Annotated in this window: 14 protein-coding genes; 8 read left to right on the plus strand and 6 right to left on the minus strand. The window is 74.3% G+C overall.

Annotated elements, in window-relative coordinates; translation table 11 throughout:
- Positions 1–3 precede the first annotated feature (3 nt).
- Complete coding sequence (locus tag Q5425_RS33475; protein WP_308676352.1) at positions 4–423, minus strand: DUF6069 family protein; 420 nt, start codon at positions 421–423, stop codon at positions 4–6.
- Between the two features lie 65 nt (positions 424–488).
- On the opposite strand from Q5425_RS33475, the gene Q5425_RS33480 reads away from it, so the two are divergent.
- From Q5425_RS33480 to Q5425_RS33490, 3 genes are all read left to right on the plus strand, one after another.
- Positions 489–977 carry a MarR family transcriptional regulator gene (locus Q5425_RS33480; RefSeq protein WP_308676353.1) on the plus strand — a complete coding sequence of 163 codons (489 nt, stop codon included), beginning with the start codon at positions 489–491 and terminating at the stop codon, positions 975–977.
- A 66-nt stretch (positions 978–1,043) separates the two neighbouring features.
- Positions 1,044–1,376 carry a metalloregulator ArsR/SmtB family transcription factor gene (locus Q5425_RS33485; RefSeq protein ID WP_308676354.1) on the plus strand — a complete coding sequence of 111 codons (333 nt, stop codon included), beginning with the start codon at positions 1,044–1,046 and terminating at the stop codon, positions 1,374–1,376.
- A complete protein-coding gene (locus Q5425_RS33490) occupies positions 1,373–2,584 on the plus strand; it encodes a GNAT family N-acetyltransferase (protein ID WP_308676355.1) in 1,212 nt (403 codons plus the stop codon). The genes Q5425_RS33485 and Q5425_RS33490 overlap by 4 nt, the downstream gene beginning before the upstream one ends.
- Positions 2,585–2,632: 48 nt before the next feature.
- Here the strand turns inward: Q5425_RS33490 and Q5425_RS33495 are convergent, their stop codons facing one another.
- Positions 2,633–3,103, minus strand: coding sequence for an ArsI/CadI family heavy metal resistance metalloenzyme (locus Q5425_RS33495; protein ID WP_308676356.1), 471 nt, complete (start codon positions 3,101–3,103; stop codon positions 2,633–2,635).
- A gap of 84 nt (positions 3,104–3,187) precedes the next feature.
- On the opposite strand from Q5425_RS33495, the gene Q5425_RS33500 reads away from it, so the two are divergent.
- Genes Q5425_RS33500 through Q5425_RS33510 form a run of 3 tightly spaced genes read left to right on the plus strand, consistent with a single transcriptional unit; the run spans position 3,188 to position 5,035 of the window.
- Positions 3,188–3,550 carry a metalloregulator ArsR/SmtB family transcription factor gene (locus Q5425_RS33500; RefSeq protein WP_308676357.1) on the plus strand — a complete coding sequence of 121 codons (363 nt, stop codon included), beginning with the start codon at positions 3,188–3,190 and terminating at the stop codon, positions 3,548–3,550.
- Positions 3,547–4,632, plus strand: a complete 1,086-nt coding sequence (gene arsB / locus Q5425_RS33505) for an ACR3 family arsenite efflux transporter (protein ID WP_308676358.1) — start codon at positions 3,547–3,549, stop codon at positions 4,630–4,632. The genes Q5425_RS33500 and arsB overlap by 4 nt, the downstream gene beginning before the upstream one ends.
- Positions 4,616–5,035: an arsenate reductase ArsC gene (locus tag Q5425_RS33510; RefSeq protein ID WP_308676359.1), complete on the plus strand. Its 420-nt coding sequence runs from the start codon at positions 4,616–4,618 to the stop codon at positions 5,033–5,035. Before arsB ends, Q5425_RS33510 begins: the two co-directional genes overlap by 17 nt.
- Here the strand turns inward: Q5425_RS33510 and Q5425_RS33515 are convergent.
- Both Q5425_RS33515 and Q5425_RS33520 read right to left on the minus strand, forming a co-directional pair.
- Positions 4,998–6,524, minus strand: coding sequence for an FAD-dependent monooxygenase (locus Q5425_RS33515; protein WP_308676360.1), 1,527 nt, complete (start codon positions 6,522–6,524; stop codon positions 4,998–5,000). The two genes, Q5425_RS33510 and Q5425_RS33515, sit on opposite strands and share 38 nt — an antisense overlap.
- 73 nt (positions 6,525–6,597) lie before the next feature.
- Positions 6,598–9,846 carry a BTAD domain-containing putative transcriptional regulator gene (locus Q5425_RS33520; protein ID WP_308676361.1) on the minus strand — a complete coding sequence of 1,083 codons (3,249 nt, stop codon included), beginning with the start codon at positions 9,844–9,846 and terminating at the stop codon, positions 6,598–6,600.
- A 126-nt stretch (positions 9,847–9,972) separates the two neighbouring features.
- On the opposite strand from Q5425_RS33520, the gene Q5425_RS33525 reads away from it, so the two are divergent.
- Both Q5425_RS33525 and Q5425_RS33530 read left to right on the plus strand, forming a co-directional pair.
- Positions 9,973–11,142, plus strand: coding sequence for an SGNH/GDSL hydrolase family protein (locus tag Q5425_RS33525; protein WP_308676362.1), 1,170 nt, complete (start codon positions 9,973–9,975; stop codon positions 11,140–11,142).
- Between the two features lie 124 nt (positions 11,143–11,266).
- Complete coding sequence (locus Q5425_RS33530; RefSeq protein ID WP_308676363.1) at positions 11,267–12,745, plus strand: serine hydrolase domain-containing protein; 1,479 nt, start codon at positions 11,267–11,269, stop codon at positions 12,743–12,745.
- A 244-nt stretch (positions 12,746–12,989) separates the two neighbouring features.
- Here Q5425_RS33530 and Q5425_RS33535 read toward each other — a convergent pair whose 3' ends face one another.
- Positions 12,990–14,201 carry a cytochrome P450 gene (locus Q5425_RS33535; protein WP_308676364.1) on the minus strand — a complete coding sequence of 404 codons (1,212 nt, stop codon included), beginning with the start codon at positions 14,199–14,201 and terminating at the stop codon, positions 12,990–12,992.
- A 23-nt stretch (positions 14,202–14,224) separates the two neighbouring features.
- Positions 14,225–15,097 carry a TauD/TfdA family dioxygenase gene (locus tag Q5425_RS33540; RefSeq protein ID WP_308676365.1) on the minus strand — a complete coding sequence of 291 codons (873 nt, stop codon included), beginning with the start codon at positions 15,095–15,097 and terminating at the stop codon, positions 14,225–14,227.
- Position 15,098: the final 1 nt, after the last annotated feature.

Genomic DNA, 15,098 nt, shown 5'->3' on the forward strand with positions numbered 1-15,098 from the left:
GAGCTAGCCGGCCGTCGGCACGCCGTCCGCGGCCGGGGCCGGGGCCAGGGTCGGGCGGAGCGCGGCGACGACGGCCGTGGCGACGACGAGGTGCATGAGCATCAGCCCGAAGACGTTGGCCGCGGTGGCGCCCGCGTTGAACAGCAGCAGGTCCGGGACCCAGGTCAAGACGAGGGCAGCGGGGACGGCCACGCGCAGCGCCTTCGGGGCGCGGCGGGCGATCACGAACCAGCCGACGGTGCCCAGCAGCAGCCCGGCGGCGGTGGCGGGCAGGTAGGAGGCGGGGGACAGGCCCATGCCGATCCCGCCGTCGTCGAGCGCGAGCGCGCCGAGCGCGATGGCGGTGTTCGCCGCGGCGGCCGCCAGCAGGGCGAAGCCGAGCCGGAGGACGGTGGCCGTGGCCGGCTTGGGGATGGTGGTCATCGCTGCTCCTTGGGTTGCGTGTTAAACCCAAACGGTAGGTTGGGTTGCGTGTTAAAGTCAAGGGCGTGAGCGAAGAGGAGCCGGTCCGCTGGCTCGGCGAAGACGAGCGGCGTGCGTGGATCAACCTCGCGAAGGTCCTGCTCACGCTGCCGGGCGCGCTGGAGAGCCAGCTGCTGCGCGACGCCGACCTGACGCTGCTGGGCTACATGATCCTGGCCCGGCTCTCGGTGGTGCCGGGGGAAAGCCTGCGGATGAGCGAGATCGCGGAGATGGCCAACGGATCACTGCCGCGGATTTCGCACGCGGTGGCGCGCCTGGAAAACCGCGGCTGGGTGCGGCGCGAGGTCTGCACCGGCCAGGGCCGCCGCTTCACGACGGCGACGCTGACCGACGCCGGCCGGGCACACCTCGCGGCCTCGGCGCCCGGGCACGTGGCCACCGTCCGCCGTCTGGTGATGGATCCGCTGGGGGAGGACTTCGTGCGGGTCGGCGACGCTGTGGAGCGGATCGTCGAGCACCTCGGGCTGCCCACGGAGCTCCTCGACGCCGAGTAAGCGCGGCTCAGCCTGGGCAAAGCCGTCTTCATCGTCTATCGTCGATGGACGATGAAAGGGGCTGCCGTGCTGGATCGGAGTACCGCCGAGACCTACGCCGGGTGGTTTCGCGCCCTGGCCGATCCGACGCGGGTGCAGATCCTCAACCTGCTCGCCGAGACCGGCGGCCCGATGACGGTGGGGGAAGTCGTGGAACGGGTCAGCGTCGGCCAGTCCACCGTCTCCGCGCACCTCAAAGTCCTCGCCGACACCGGGTTCGTGCTCGGGGAGCCGCGGGGGACCGCCCGGCTCTACCGGGTCAACGAACAGTGCGTGTCCTGCTTCCCGAGCGCCGCGGACGTCGTCATGGGCCGCGGGGTCCGGTCGTTCGCCCAAGCCGCCTCCCGGGAGGCGCGATGAACCCCGACCGGGACGCCGTCCGTGACCGGTACGCCGCCGCGGCCCGGCAAGCCCTCGCCGGCGACGGAACCGGGATGCTCACCGGCGCCGGGGACGCCGACCGGCTCGGTGCCGTCCACTACGCCGGCGCGGAGGTCCCGGCCGAGGTGACCGCGACCAGCCTCGGCTGCGGCAACCCCCTGGCCGTCGCCGAGCTGAAGCCCGGCGAGACCGTGCTCGACCTCGGCTCCGGCGGCGGGCTGGACGTCCTGCTCTCCGCCCGCCGCGTCGGGCCGGGCGGCCGGGCGATCGGCCTGGACATGACCGACGAGATGCTCACCCTGGCCCGGCGGCACGCCGAGCAGGCCGGCGTCCCGAACGCCGAATTCGTCAAGGGCACGATCGAGCGGATCCCGTTGCCGGACGCCTCGGTCGACGTCGTCATCTCCAACTGCGTCATCGCGCTGTCGGCCGACAAGCCGGCGGTGTTCGGCGAGATCGCCCGCGTGCTGCGGCCCGGCGGCCGCCTCGGGATCACCGACATCCTGGCCGACGCCACGCTGACCGACGCCGAGCGCGCGACGAGGGCGGGCGCCGTCGAATGCGTCGGCGGCGCGCTCACCGCCGAGCGGTACCGAAAGCTCCTGCGAGACGCGGGGCTCGCCGGCATCGACGTCCGCGTCACCCACGAGGTCGGGGACCGTCTCCAGTCTGCGATCATCCGCGCCGCCAAGCCGGTCGAGGTGGTGGCGATGACGGCCGGGCACGCGGACCGGGTGCTGGGCATCCACCAAGCCGGCCTCGACACCGGGCACGCGAGCTTCGAGACCGCCGCGCCCGGCTGGCCGGCCTGGGACGCCGCCCACCTGCCGGAGCACCGGCTGGTCGCCCTCGGCCGGGACGGGCGGGTCATCGGCTGGGCGGCGGTCTCCGCCCTGTCCTCGCGCTGCGTCTACGACGGGGTCGTCGAGCACAGCGTCTACGTCGATCCCGAGGCGCGGGGCCGCGGAGTCGGGCAAGCCCTGCTGGCGGCCCTGATCACCTCGACCGAAACCGCGGGGATCTGGACGATCCAGAGCGGCGTGTTCCCCGAGAACACCGCCAGCCGGGAACTGCACCGCCGAGCCGGGTTCCGGGAGGTGGGCATCCGCGAACGCGTCGGCCGGCACCGCGGCGTCTGGCGCGACGTCGTCATGGTCGAACGCCGCAGCACGCGCGTCGGCACCTAAACGGCGGGGGAGCCGGTGCGCCCCTCGATTGCGCACCGGCTCCGGCCCTCAGCCGCAGCAGCCCGCGGGCTTGGCCGCCGCGCCGGTTTCCGCGTCCGGGGTGCAGCACGTCGCCGGGGTGGCCAGTGCGGCGCTGTCGCTCCCGTACGTCGCCGAGTCGCCCTTCACCGTGTAGACCTCCCACGGCTCCTTGCCCGGCCCGTGGACCCAGACCTTGTCCTGCACCGCGTAGCAGCACGTGGTGTCGTCCTCGGTGAGCGTCTCGAGGCCTTCGCCGGTCAGCCGCTTCGTCGCCGCGTCGACCTGGTCCGTGGACTCGACTTCCACGCCCAGGTGGTCCAGCGCCGTCTCCTGGCCGGGTTCGCCCTCCAGCAGCACCAGCTTCAGCGCCGGCTCCTCGACCGCGAAGTTCGCGTAGCCGGGCCGGAGCTTGGCCGGCTCGGTGCCGAACAGCTTCGAGTAGAAGTCGATCGAGCCCGCCAGGTCGCCGACCCGCAGTGCCAGTTGCACCCTGGACATCGTCGCTGCCTCCTTGGATAGATGTTTGTCTAAGCAGAGTGCACTCAGCTTGCCCGCTATCTGGAAGTCTGTCAATATAGAGAAATGTCGAAGCAACTGCCGCTGGTCGCGATGGACGCCTGCTGTGCGCCGCTGGCGAGGGAGCCGCTGAGCCAGGAGCAGGCGGTCCAGCTCTCGCAGCTGTTCAAGGCGATGGCCGACCCGGTGCGGCTGCGGCTGCTGTCGCTGATCGCCTCCCACGCCGGCGGCGAGGCGTGCGTGTGCGACCTGACCGACGCCTTCGACCTGACCGGGCCGACCATCTCCCACCACCTGAAGGTGCTGCGCGAGTCGGGGCTGATCACGGGGGACCGCCGCGGCACCTGGATCTACTACCGCGTGCACCCCGAGGTGCTGGCGCGGCTGTCGGCGGTGCTGACCACCACGGGCGAACCGGTCACGGCGTGACCGCGGCCGGCACGCGGACGCCGGCGCCGCGGCTGTCCACCTTGGACAAGCTGCTGCCGGTGTGGATCGCCGCCGCGATGGTCGCCGGGCTGCTGGCCGGCCGTGGGGTGCCCGGCCTGAACACGGCGTTGTCCGCGGTGCAGGTGGACGGGATCTCGCTGCCGATCGCCTTCGGCCTGCTGGTGATGATGTACCCGGTGCTGGCCAAGGTCCGCTACGACCGGCTCGGCGCCGTCACCCGCGACCGACGGCTGCTCTGGCCCTCGCTGGTGCTGAACTGGCTGGCCGGTCCGGCGCTGATGTTCGTGCTGGCCTGGCTGCTGCTGCCCGACCTGCCGGAGTACCGGACCGGGCTGATCATCGTCGGCCTCGCCCGCTGCATCGCCATGGTCGTCATCTGGAACGACCTCGCCTGCGGCGACCGCGAAGCCGCCGCCGTGCTGGTCGCGCTGAACTCGGTGTTCCAGGTCGTCGCGTTCGGCCTGCTCGGCTGGTTCTACCTCGCCGTCCTGCCGGGCTGGCTCGGTCTCCCGCAAGCCGGCCTCGCGGTGTCCGGGTGGCAGATCGCCAAGAGCGTGCTCATCTTCCTCGGCATCCCCCTGGCCGCCGGCTACCTGACCCGCCGCTTCGGCGAACGCGCCAAGGGCCGTGCCTGGTACGAGGAGAACTTCCTGCCGAAGGCCGGACCCGTCGCGCTGTACGGGCTGCTGTTCACCATCGTCGTCCTCTTCGCCCTGCAGGGCGACCAGATCACCGGCCGGCCACTGGACGTCGCCCGCATCGCGGTGCCCCTGCTCGTCTACTTCGGACTGATGTGGGCCGGCTCCTACGCTCTGGGAAAAGCCGTGGGACTGAGCTACGAGCGGACCACCACACTCGCGTTCACCGCCGCGGGCAACAACTTCGAACTCGCCATCGCCGTCGCGATCGCCACTTTCGGCGCCACCAGCGGCCAAGCCCTCGCGGGGGTGGTCGGGCCGCTGATCGAAGTGCCCGTGCTCGTCGGTCTCGTCTACGTCTCCCTCGCCCTGCGCCGCCGCTTCCCCATCGACCGTGAGGATCCCCGTGTCCGGCAAGCCTGAAGTCCTGTTCGTCTGCGTCCACAACGCCGGCCGCTCCCAGATGGCCGCCGCGCTGCTCGCCCACCACGCGGGCGGCGCCGTCGAGGTCCGCTCGGCCGGCTCGGCTCCCGCCGGCAGCATCAACCCCGCCGTGCGGGAAGCGATGGCCGAGCTCGGGCTCGACCTGGCCGGCGCGGTCCCGAAGAAGCTGACGACCGGCGCCGTCGAAGCCGCCGACGTCGTGATCACCATGGGCTGCGGTGACGCCTGCCCCGTCTTCCCCGGCAAGCGGTACCTGGACTGGCAGCTCGAAGACCCCGCGGGCCAGGGCATCGAGGCCGTCCGGCCGATCCGCGACGAGATCGACCGCCGGGTGCGGGAACTGCTCAGCGAGCTCCTGCCCGCGGAGGCTCCCCGCCGGTGAACCACCGGGTGACGGCGTCGCCGAACGAACCGCGGTCCGGGACGCGGTCGCCCGCCCAGACGACGATGCCGTCCGGGCGGACCAGCACCGCGCCGAAGCCGAGGTCGTCGACGGCCGGGCCGGCCGCGTACCGGATCCGGTCGCCGTGGTGCCGCACCGCGTCGCGCAGGCGCCCGTCGGCGCTGAAGTCGAGGGCGACCCCGCGGCCGTCCTGCAGCAGGTCGCCGAGGCGGATTCCGTCCACCAGGCGGAAATCCGGCGCGTTGTGGCCGACCAGCGGGTGCTCGCTGCCGAGTTCGTAGCGCAGCGACGTACCCGAGGTGCGCTTGAAGGCGTACGTGGTGCCGTCGCGGGTCGCAAGCAGATCGCGCACCACGGCCTGGATCGCGCGGGAGTGCGGGTCCGGCCGCATGACCGCCACCTGGGCGCGCGACCAGTCGAGCACCTTCGCGCCGACCGGGTGGCGTTCGCTGGTGTAGGTGTCGAGCAGGCCCTCCGGGGCGTCCCCGCGGATCGTCGCCGCGAGCTTCCAGCCGAGGTTCACCGCGTCGCCGATGCCGAGGTTGAGCCCCTGCCCGCCCAGCGGCGAGTGGATGTGCGCGGCGTCCCCGGCGAGCAGGGTGCGGCCCCGCCGGTAGGTGCTCGTCTGCATCGCCCGGTCGGTGAAGCTGGACGCGAAGTGCAAGCCGGTCAGCGTCACGTCGGTGCCGGAAACGCGGCGCAGCACCGCTTCCAGGTGCTCGCGGGTGGGCGGCCGGGACCGGTCGTACGCGCCGCCGTCGAAGTCCAGCACGCCGAGGTGGCCGGGGCCGGACATCGTGAGGTACATGCCCGCCGGGGTCAGGGTGAAGCCCGGACTCAGCTGCCCGGGATCGGCGAGCGTGGCCAGCGCGAGGTAGCCGGTCAGCTGCGGTTCGGTGCCGAGGAAGTCGAAGCCCGCGAGCCGGCGCACCGCACTGCGCCCGCCGTCGCAGCCGACGAGCCAGCGGGCCCGGTACTCGCGCTCGCCGGCCCGGACGGCGACGGTGTTGCCGGTCTGGGTGACGGCCGTGACCGCGGCGCCGCGCCGGATCTCCACGCCGAGCTTGCCCGCCCGCTCGGCCAGCACCTCCTCGACCGCGTCGAGGCTGGTCATGATGCCGTCCATGGCGGGGCCGGGCAGCCGGTAGGGCAGGCGGGCGAGGTCGACGTCGGCCGGGTCGAGGGGTGTCCCGGCGAAATGGCCGGCCGACCGCGGGGGCGCCGGCTCGTCCGCGCCGGGCCGCTCGTCCACGCCCGACGCCGTCAGCAGCGGTTCCAGCATTCCGCGCCGGGAGAAGGCCTCGACCGACCCGGCCGAGAGGCCCCGCATGCCGAGCGGGAAGCTCCGCCACGGAGAACGCGGCTCCGGCTCCCGTTCGAGCACCAGCACCGAGCAGCCCGCGAGGCCGAGTTCGCAGGCGAGGAACAGCCCGACCGGGCCTGCCCCCACGATCACCACGTCATGCACGACGATTTCCCTTCTCGAGGTGAACCCCGAGACTGGCCGCCGTCACTCACACGCGACGCACACGGCGCTCACACTACGTGCGGGTCAGCGAGTCCGGGTCCGCTGCGGCGACGGCGGATTCCACGTCCAGCTCCCAGCCTTCCGCGTACGCCGCGGCGAACCCTTCCTCGCCCAGCGCGGCCCGGCCCCGGCGGGTCAGCTCCCGGACCCGGTGATCGGTGTGGTCGTGCGCGCCACGCAGGCGGGCGGCGATCCCGAGCAGCACGGCCGCCTCCGCCGGCCGCCCGAGCGCTTCGGCGAGCGCGGCCGTCCCGACCGTCACCAGCGCCAGGATCGGCCGGTCCCCGGCGGCCAGCGCGGCCGCGTACGCCTCGTGCAGCGCCTTGTCCGCGCCGGCCCGGTCGTCTCGCGCCAGGCAGCACGCGGCCCGGGCGGTGCCGACCAAGGCCCGCGCGTGGTCCGAAGGGAACGCGGTGGTGCCGCGCAGATGGCGTTCGGCGGCGTCGAGCAGGGCTTCGGCCCGGTCCAGGTCGCCGAGCCGCACCCGCAAGCCGGCCTCCCACGCGTCGATCAGAACCGGCATCTCCACCGAAGGCGTCCGCAACGCCCGCTCCCGGGCGGCGTGGATCATCGCCATGGCCTGGCCGGTGTCGTCGCGGCGAAGGTGGAGGTCGATCCAGCGCAGGTCGTTGTAGAACTGATCGCCCAGGCTGAGCGAACCGAACTCGCCCGCCAGCGTCCGGGCCTCGCCCAGGTCGGCCAGCGCGCCGTCGAGTTCGTCGTAGCGCCGCAGCTGGGCGCGCATCGGCAGCGTGGCGGCCTGGCCCCAGCGGTCGCCGGCCTGCCGGAAGCGGGCCAAGGCCGCCTCGACGTGGACGCGGACCCGGTCGAGTGCGCCCGCGTTCTCGGCGATCTCGGCCTGGAACCGGTGGGCCAGCCCGGAGAGCCACCCGTCGTCGCCGTCGGCCAGCTGCCGGAAGAGCGCGGCCGCGCTCTTGTCCTCCAGCAGGAACAGCAGGACCGGGCCGAACACCCGGTAGTGACCCGGCAGCTGCCGGTCGGCGAGCAGCCTGCCGGCCAGCTCCCGCATCTCCACCCGGTCGGCCGCGGCTTGCCCGGCGGTGATCCCGGACAGGATGTCCGCGCGGTTGAGCAGGTAGACGGCCCGGGCGCAGTCGCGTTCGGGCGTCGGACCGCCGCCGGGCACCGCCAGGGCCTCGCCGAGCCAGTGGTCGGCGTCGGAGTGGCGGCCGAACATCTGCCAGTACCAGGTCAGCGACAACGCCAGGGTGATCGCGCCGGCGGCGTCGTGGGTGGCGCACCGGTGGCGGAGGGCAGCGAGGGTGTTGTCGTACTCGGCGCCGATGGTTTCCATGGCACGCAGCTGGCCCGGCCCGCGCAGCTCGGGATCGTGGCGCGCCATCAGCTCGGCGAAGTGCACGGCGGCCAGGTCGCGGGCCGTCCCGAGCTCGCCGGCGGCGGTCAGGCGGTCGATGCCGTATTCGCGGATGGTTTCGAGCATGCGGTAGCGCCCGGTGCCGGGCGCGAGCTGCAGCAGGGACCGGTCGACCAGGGCGGCGAGCAGGTCGGGGATCCCGGCGGCGGGCACGGCGGTGCCGGCGCAGACGGCGGCGGCCGAGGCGGCGGTGACGCCGCCGGGCAGGACGGAGATCCGGTCCGCGACCGTGCGTTCGTGCTCGTCGAGCAGGTCCCAGCTCCAGGCGATGACCGCGCGCAGGGTGCGGTGCCGGGCCGGTGCGGTGCGGCTGCCGGTGGTGAGCAGCCGGAACCGGTCGGCGAGCCCGCCGGCCAGCTCGGGCAGGGACAGCGTCCGCAGCCGGGCGGCGGCCAGCTCCAGGGCCAGCGGCAGGCCGTCCAGGCCGCGCACCACCCGCACGATGTCCGGCAGCGTGGTTTCGCCGACGTCGAAACCGGGACGCACGGCGGCCGCCCGCTCGGTGAACAGGCGCACCGCAGCCGCCGTCCGGGCCTGCTCGACGCCGTCTTCCGGAGCGGGCAGGGCGAGCGAGGCCAGCGGCACGAGTGCCTCGCCGTCGACCGCGAGGGGTTCGCGGCTGGTGGCGAGCACCCGCAGCCCGGGGCAGCGGGGCAGCAGCGTCGCGACCAGGTGGGCCACGGCGTCGATCAGGTGCTCGCAGTTGTCGAGCAGCAGCAGGCTCTCCCGGCCGCCGAGCTCGCCGAGCAGGACGTCCAGCTCGGCACCCTCGGGCCGGCGGCGGGCGTCGAACAGCGCGCCGCTGCGCAGCCCGATCCCGGCGAGCACGGCCGTGGCGATCTTCGCCGGTTCGGTGACGGCCGCGAGGTCGACGAGCCGGACGCCGTCGCGGTAGCCGCGGCCGTGGCGGCGGGCGGCCTCCAGCGCGAGCCGGGTCTTCCCGGCGCCCCCGGGACCGACGACGGTGACCAGGCGTCCGGCGGCGAGCAGGGCGCCGATGCGGGCGAGGTCGTCGTCGCGGCCGATGAAGCTGGTCAGCGGCGCGGGCAGGGGGGACGGCCGGCTCCGGCGGGGTTCGGCGGCCGGGGTGTCCGGGACCGGCTCCGCGGGGCGAAGCAGGCGCAGGTGGCGTTCCCGCAGCGCAGTGCCCGGGTCGGCACCGAGAACGTCGGCCAAGGCCTGGCGGACCCGCTCGTAACCGGCCAGTGCCTCGGCCTGGCGTCCCTGGGCGGCGAGCGCGTCCATCAGCAACGCGGCCGCCCGCTCGTGGACCGGGTGCTCGGCCAGCAGCCCGGTCAGCCGGGCGGCGGCCGCCTCGGCCCGCCCCAGCGCCAGCTCGGCGCCGGCGAGGTCGGCGACCGCCTCGACCGACAGCCGGGCCAGCCGGGTCGCCACCGTGGGCGCGACCGCGGCGACGACCGCGGGTTCGGCGCCGGCGTGCTCACCCCACAACGCGACGGCTTCGGCGAGGGCAGCGCACGCGGCCTCCGCATCGCCCGCCCGCAGCTGTTCCCGGCCGGTCGCGGCGAGCTGTTCGAAGCGCACCGCGTCGACGTCGGCGGGCTCCACCGCCAGCCGGTAGCCGCCGGCGACCTGGACGAGAACGCCACCGGCCGCGCCGTCCGGCGTCAGGGCGCGGCGCAGCCGGGAGACCAGGGTCTGCAGGGCGGAGGCGGGTCCGGACGGCGGCTCTTCCCCCCAGACGGCGTCGACCAGCACGCCCGGCTCGACCGCGCGGCCGCCGGCGAGCGCCAGCCGGACGAGCAGGCCCTGCAGCCGGGCGCCCGGCACGGGCAGGACCGCGTCACCGCGGGTCACCCGGAACGTGCCGAGCACCGTGATGCGAAGCCGTGCCCGCCCGTCCATCCCCCGATCTTCGCGCGCCTACCCGCACGACCTCGAACCAGGGCGGCCGTGTCAGCGCCGTGTTCGTCCCGTGTGAGCGGCTCGCCGCAGCCTTCGGACGTTCGCAACGACCGATGGAGGCAGCAGATGACCGACCAGGACAACGGCTGGGTTCGCAGCTGGGGTGCGTCGCCCCAGTCCCCCCACGACGGGCTCGGCTCGCTCGACGACCACCCGCCCCTCGCCGACGTGACGCTGCGCCAGGTCGTGCGCCTCAGCGGCGGCGGGAGCCGGGTGCGCGTCCGCTTCACCAACGAGTTCGGGACCGGGCCGGTCACCATCGCAGCGGCGCGGATCGGCCTGGCGACGCCCGGCGGCGGCGTAGAAGCGGGGTGCGCGCTGACGTTCTCGGGAGCCGCGTCCGGCACCGTCCCGGCGGGCGCGCCGATGCTCAGCGACCCGGCCGACCTGCCGGTGGCGGCGCTGGCGGAGCTGTCCGTCAGCCTCTACCTGCCGGAGCGCGTGGAGACCTGCACCTGCCACGACCCCGTCCTCGACACCGGCTGGACGATCCCGGGGAACGCCGTCGCGGCTCCCGCGCTACCGGAGAACGCCGGGGTCTTGCCGGTGCGGGCGTTGATCTCCGCCGTCGAAGTGCTCCCCGACGCTCCGGCCAAGGCCGTCGTGGTGGTCGGCGACTCCCGCACCGACGGCGCCGGGTCGACCCCGGACACCCACCACAGCTGGCCGGAACTGCTGGCCGGGCGGCTCGCCGGCGGGTACGTGGTCAACCAGGGCATCAGCGGCAACCGGCTGCTCAACGACGGCATCGGTCCCTCCGCACTGGCCCGCTTCGACCGGGACGTGCTGGCGACGCCCGGCCTCGGCTGGGTGGTGCTTTCCCTGGGCGGCAACGACATCGGCATCTCCTTCGCCCCGCGTGACGACGAGGCCCTGGCCGACTTCCTGAAGGCCTTCCCCGGCGCGCCGGTGACCGTGGACGACATCATCGCCGGTTACCGCCAGCTGGCCGCGAGAGCACAGGAACGGGGAGTGCGGGTCTACGCGACCACGATCGCGCCGTTCGAGGGCGCGGACGCCTACACCCCGGAGGGCGAGCGCGCCCGCCAAGCGGTCAACGACTGGATCCGCACCGGGGACGCGTTCGACGCCGTGCTGGACTTCGACGCCGTCTGGCGCGACCCGGACCACCCCGGCCGCATGCGGGAGGACTTCCACGCCGGCGACCACCTGCACGGCAACGACGCCGGGTACCGGGCGTTGGCCGGCTCCGTCGACCTGTCGCTGTTCGGCTGAGCCGGCGACGAAGGGCAGGATCGGTGCCCGTCCGCGTCGGCTCCGCCGGATCCGGGACCCGGCCGCGATAGTGTTCGATCTCCTTCCTCCGGCGGACGGAGGCGTCCGCGGGGCAAGGGGGAGCATGCTCGACGACGTGATTTCGGCGCTCGACACGGTTTTGCCGCGGCTCGCCGCCGTCACCGGAACTCCGGGGGTCGCCGTCGCGGTGGCGACCAGCACCGAGCTCCGGGCGACGGCGACCGGGTTCGCGGACCTGGCCGCGGGGGTGCCGATGACCGCCGGGACGGTCGCGCCGGCGGGCTCGCTCACCAAGCCCGTCACCGGGCTGGCCTTCCTGCAGCTGGTCGAGGCGGGCGCGGCCGGCCTGGACACGCCGATCGACCAGGTGCTGCCCGCCGGGCTGCGCGGGCGCGACGCGCCGCCCGTCACCACGGCCATGCTGGCCGCCCACCAGGGCGGTTACTACGGCGACATCGTCACCGCCACGGCGCGCACGGCGCCGGCCGAGCCGGTGCTCGGCTACGTTCGGCGCCGCCACGAGGCCGGCCGCGCCGTCGAGTACGGCGGGGTGCTGCCGCTGGTGACGGCGCCGGGGCCGTACTCGTACTCCAGTTTCGGGGTCGGGGTGCTGGGCGGCGCCGTCGAGCACCTGAGCGGCGAACCGTACGGCGCCCGCGTCCACCGCGAGGTGTTCGCCGCGGCCGGAATGCCGGACACGACCATCGACGACGGCACGCACCGGCCGTGGGCGACCGGCTCCCGCGACCGGGCGACGGGGTACATGGCCTTCGGCGACTGGTGCCTGCCGAGCCCGCCGCTGCGCACGTCGGCCTACCCGGGCGTCGGGATGTACACCAGCGTCGCCGACTTCGGGCGGCTGCTGCAGTCGTTGCTGCGCACCGCCGGCGGCGACCGCGGGCTCGTCGGCCCCGAGTCGCTGGCGGCCATGGTGACCCCGCGGGTGCCCCGCCCGAGCCAGCACGGCGTCCGGTCGTTCTCCGGCCTGACGTTCGAGCTGGCCGACCCGGACCTGGGCGAGGACTGGTGGTGGGGCCACACCGCGGCGTTCCCGTGGGGATTCTGGTGGGAAGCCCGGGTCTGGCCCCACCGCGACGTCGCGGCGGTGGCGGTGGGCAACCGGTGGGACATGGCCCGCTTCCACAACCCGGCCACGCGCAGCGCACCCGGGCTGGCGGTGGAGTGGGCCGGCCGCTGGGCGGTGTCCGGCGCGCCGGAAAGCCTGCCGGACATGGACGGCCGCCCCCGCTGGACCGGCCCCCGGCCGACGCCGGAGAGTTCGCACTGGATGGGGGTGCTGGCCGGGGAGCGCACACACGGCCTGCTCGGCGTGGCGGAGCCACTGCCGGCGGCGGCGCTGGCGGGCGGAGCGCGGTCACTCGGGGACGGCGACGCGGCGGGCTGGGACCCGGAGGGGTTCGTGCGAGGGGTGGAGCGGGCGCGGGCGGTGGCCCCGGACCCGGCGGCGCTCGGGGTTTTGGGCCGGAGTCTCGGTCCGGCGGCGGCGCTGTGGATGCTCGAGTGCGGAGCGTCGAGCGCGGATTTGACCATGCCGGTCGGCTTCTACGCCGGCACGGGCTAGGGCGCCGGCGCGGGTCGGTGCCCTGCGGTGCCCGAGCGCCCCAGGCGCCCCAATGTGGCGTTGGTTGCGTTGGACGCACCGAACGCCGCGTTGGGTGCGTTGGGCGCACCGAACGCCGCGTTGGGTGCGTTGGGCGCACCGAACGCCGCATTGGGTGCGTTGGGCGCACCGAACGCCGCATTGGGTGCGTTGGGCGCACCGAACGCCACATTGGGGCGCTTGAGCCGTCGCCGACCCCCCGGCGTCAGCGCAACCGGACCTCCAGCGCGACCCGGTGCCGGCCCCGAGGCAACGGCACCCACTCCGGCTCGGCCACCGGCTGCACCGCCGGGAACCGGTCGAACAGGCTGCGCAGCGCGACTTCCGCTTCCACCTTCGCCAAAGCGACGCCCAGGCAGAAGTGCGGCCCCCACCCGAATCCGACGCTGCCCTCGCGGCCGCCGTGCTCGGCCTGCCAGCGCACGTCCGCCCGGTGCGGGTGCTCGAACTGCGCCGGGTCGCGGTTGGCCGCTCCGAGGACCACCTGGAGCGCGTCGCCCGCGCTGATGCGCACCCCGCCCACCTCGAGATCCGTTGCCGCGTACCGCAAGCGGGCCAGCTGGACCGGGCCGTCGGTGCGGACGAGCTCGCGCACCGCCGCCGGCCACAGCTGCGGCTCCGTGCGCAGCAGCGCACGCTGGGCGGGGTCGCGCATCAGCGCGAGCGCCGCGTTGGACAGCATGTGCGCCATCGTTTCGTGGCCGGCGAGCACCAGGAACACCACCAGGGCCACGATGTCGACGTCGGTCAGGTCCTCCTGGGCGACGACCTCGCTGAGCAGGTCCTCCCGCGGGTCCGCCCGGCGCCGGTCGACCAGGGCGTGGCAGTAGGCGAACATCTCGCCCAGCGTCGGCGTGATGCGCGCCGGGTCGCCGTCGACGAGCACCTTGCCCCAGCGCCACCAGTCCGCCCAGTCCGCTTCGGGCACCCCGACCAGTTCGCAGACCACCGCCATCGCCAGCGGGTAGGCGTACTCGTCGAGCAGGTTCACGGTCCCGGAACCGAGGCCGTCGAGCAGCTCGTCGACGATCTGCTGCACCCGCGGGCGCAGCGCGGCGACCCGCGACGCGCCGAAGGCGTGGCTGATGCTGCGGCGCAGGCGGGTGTGCTCGGCGCCGTCGAGGCTCAGCAGGCTCGCCCGCAGGTAGGGCAGGTGCTCCGGCGGCGTGCCCAGCGCCAGGAACGCCTCCTCCTGCGTCTGCGCGCCCTGGCCCGGCAGGCCGGTGGGATCGTTGCGCACGGCCGGGTCGGCGAGCACGGCGCGGACGTCCTCGCTCCGGGTGATCAACCACCCCTCCGCGCCGCCGGGCAGCCGCGCCCGGCAGACCGGCGACTCGGCCAGGATGCGGTCGTAGCCGCGCATCGGGTCGTCGAGGACGGCCGGATCGCGGACGTCCACCACGGGTTCGGACGACATGGGGCTCCTAAGAGGACGGTGGATCAGCCTTTGAGCGGGCCGCCGTTGATCGCGACGCGGTGGCCGAAGCGGGTGTGCGGGTAGTAGTCGTACGTCGCGTGGTGCTGGACGCAGCGGTTGTCCCAGAACACCAGCGTGCCCGGCTCCCAGCGCACCCGGCAGGCCAGCATCGGCCGGTTCGGCACGACCGAGAACAGCAGGTCGAGCACCGCCTGGCTTTCGTCGGCCGACAGCTGCGGGATGCGCGAGGTGTAGGCCGGGTTGACGTACAGCAGCGGCCGGTCGGTCTCCGGGTGCCGCACCACCACCGGGTGCTCGGTGACCGGGGGCTCGTAGCCCGCCGGGATCTTGTGGCCGCGGAAGGCGTGCGCGCCGTCGTGGATCGCGGTCAGCCCGGCCAGCAGCTCCTTCAGCTTCGGCGACAGCATGTCGTACGCCAGGTGCATGTTCGCGAACAGCGTATCGCCGCCGCTGCCCGGCTCGGGCATCCGCGTGATGTGCAGCATCGAGCCCAGCGACGGCTCGGCGTCGGCGGTGCCGTCGGCGTGCCAGCCGTTGCCGAACACGTTCGCCGACTCCGGAGCGGTCGCGACCTCGAGGATGTACGGGTCGCCGTGCTCGGGCGGCGGGTTCACCGGGCGCAGCTCGCCGAAGCTCGCGGCCAGCCGCTTGTGGTCCTCCACCGTGATGTCCTGGTCGCGGAACACCAGCACGTGGTGGTCCAGGAAGGCCGTCTTCAGCTCGGTCAGCTGCTCTTCGGTCAGCTCGCGCGTCAGGTCGAGGCCGGTGACCTCGGCGCCGAGCACCGGGGTCAGGCCGCGCACCGCCAGCGTCCGGTAGCCGCGCGCGGGCCGGGTCGTGATCCGCTTGACGGCGTCGAGTTCGTACTGCTCCATG

The organism is Amycolatopsis sp. A133 (genome assembly GCF_031082405.1).
Classification (GTDB): Bacteria; Actinomycetota; Actinomycetes; order Mycobacteriales; family Pseudonocardiaceae; genus Amycolatopsis.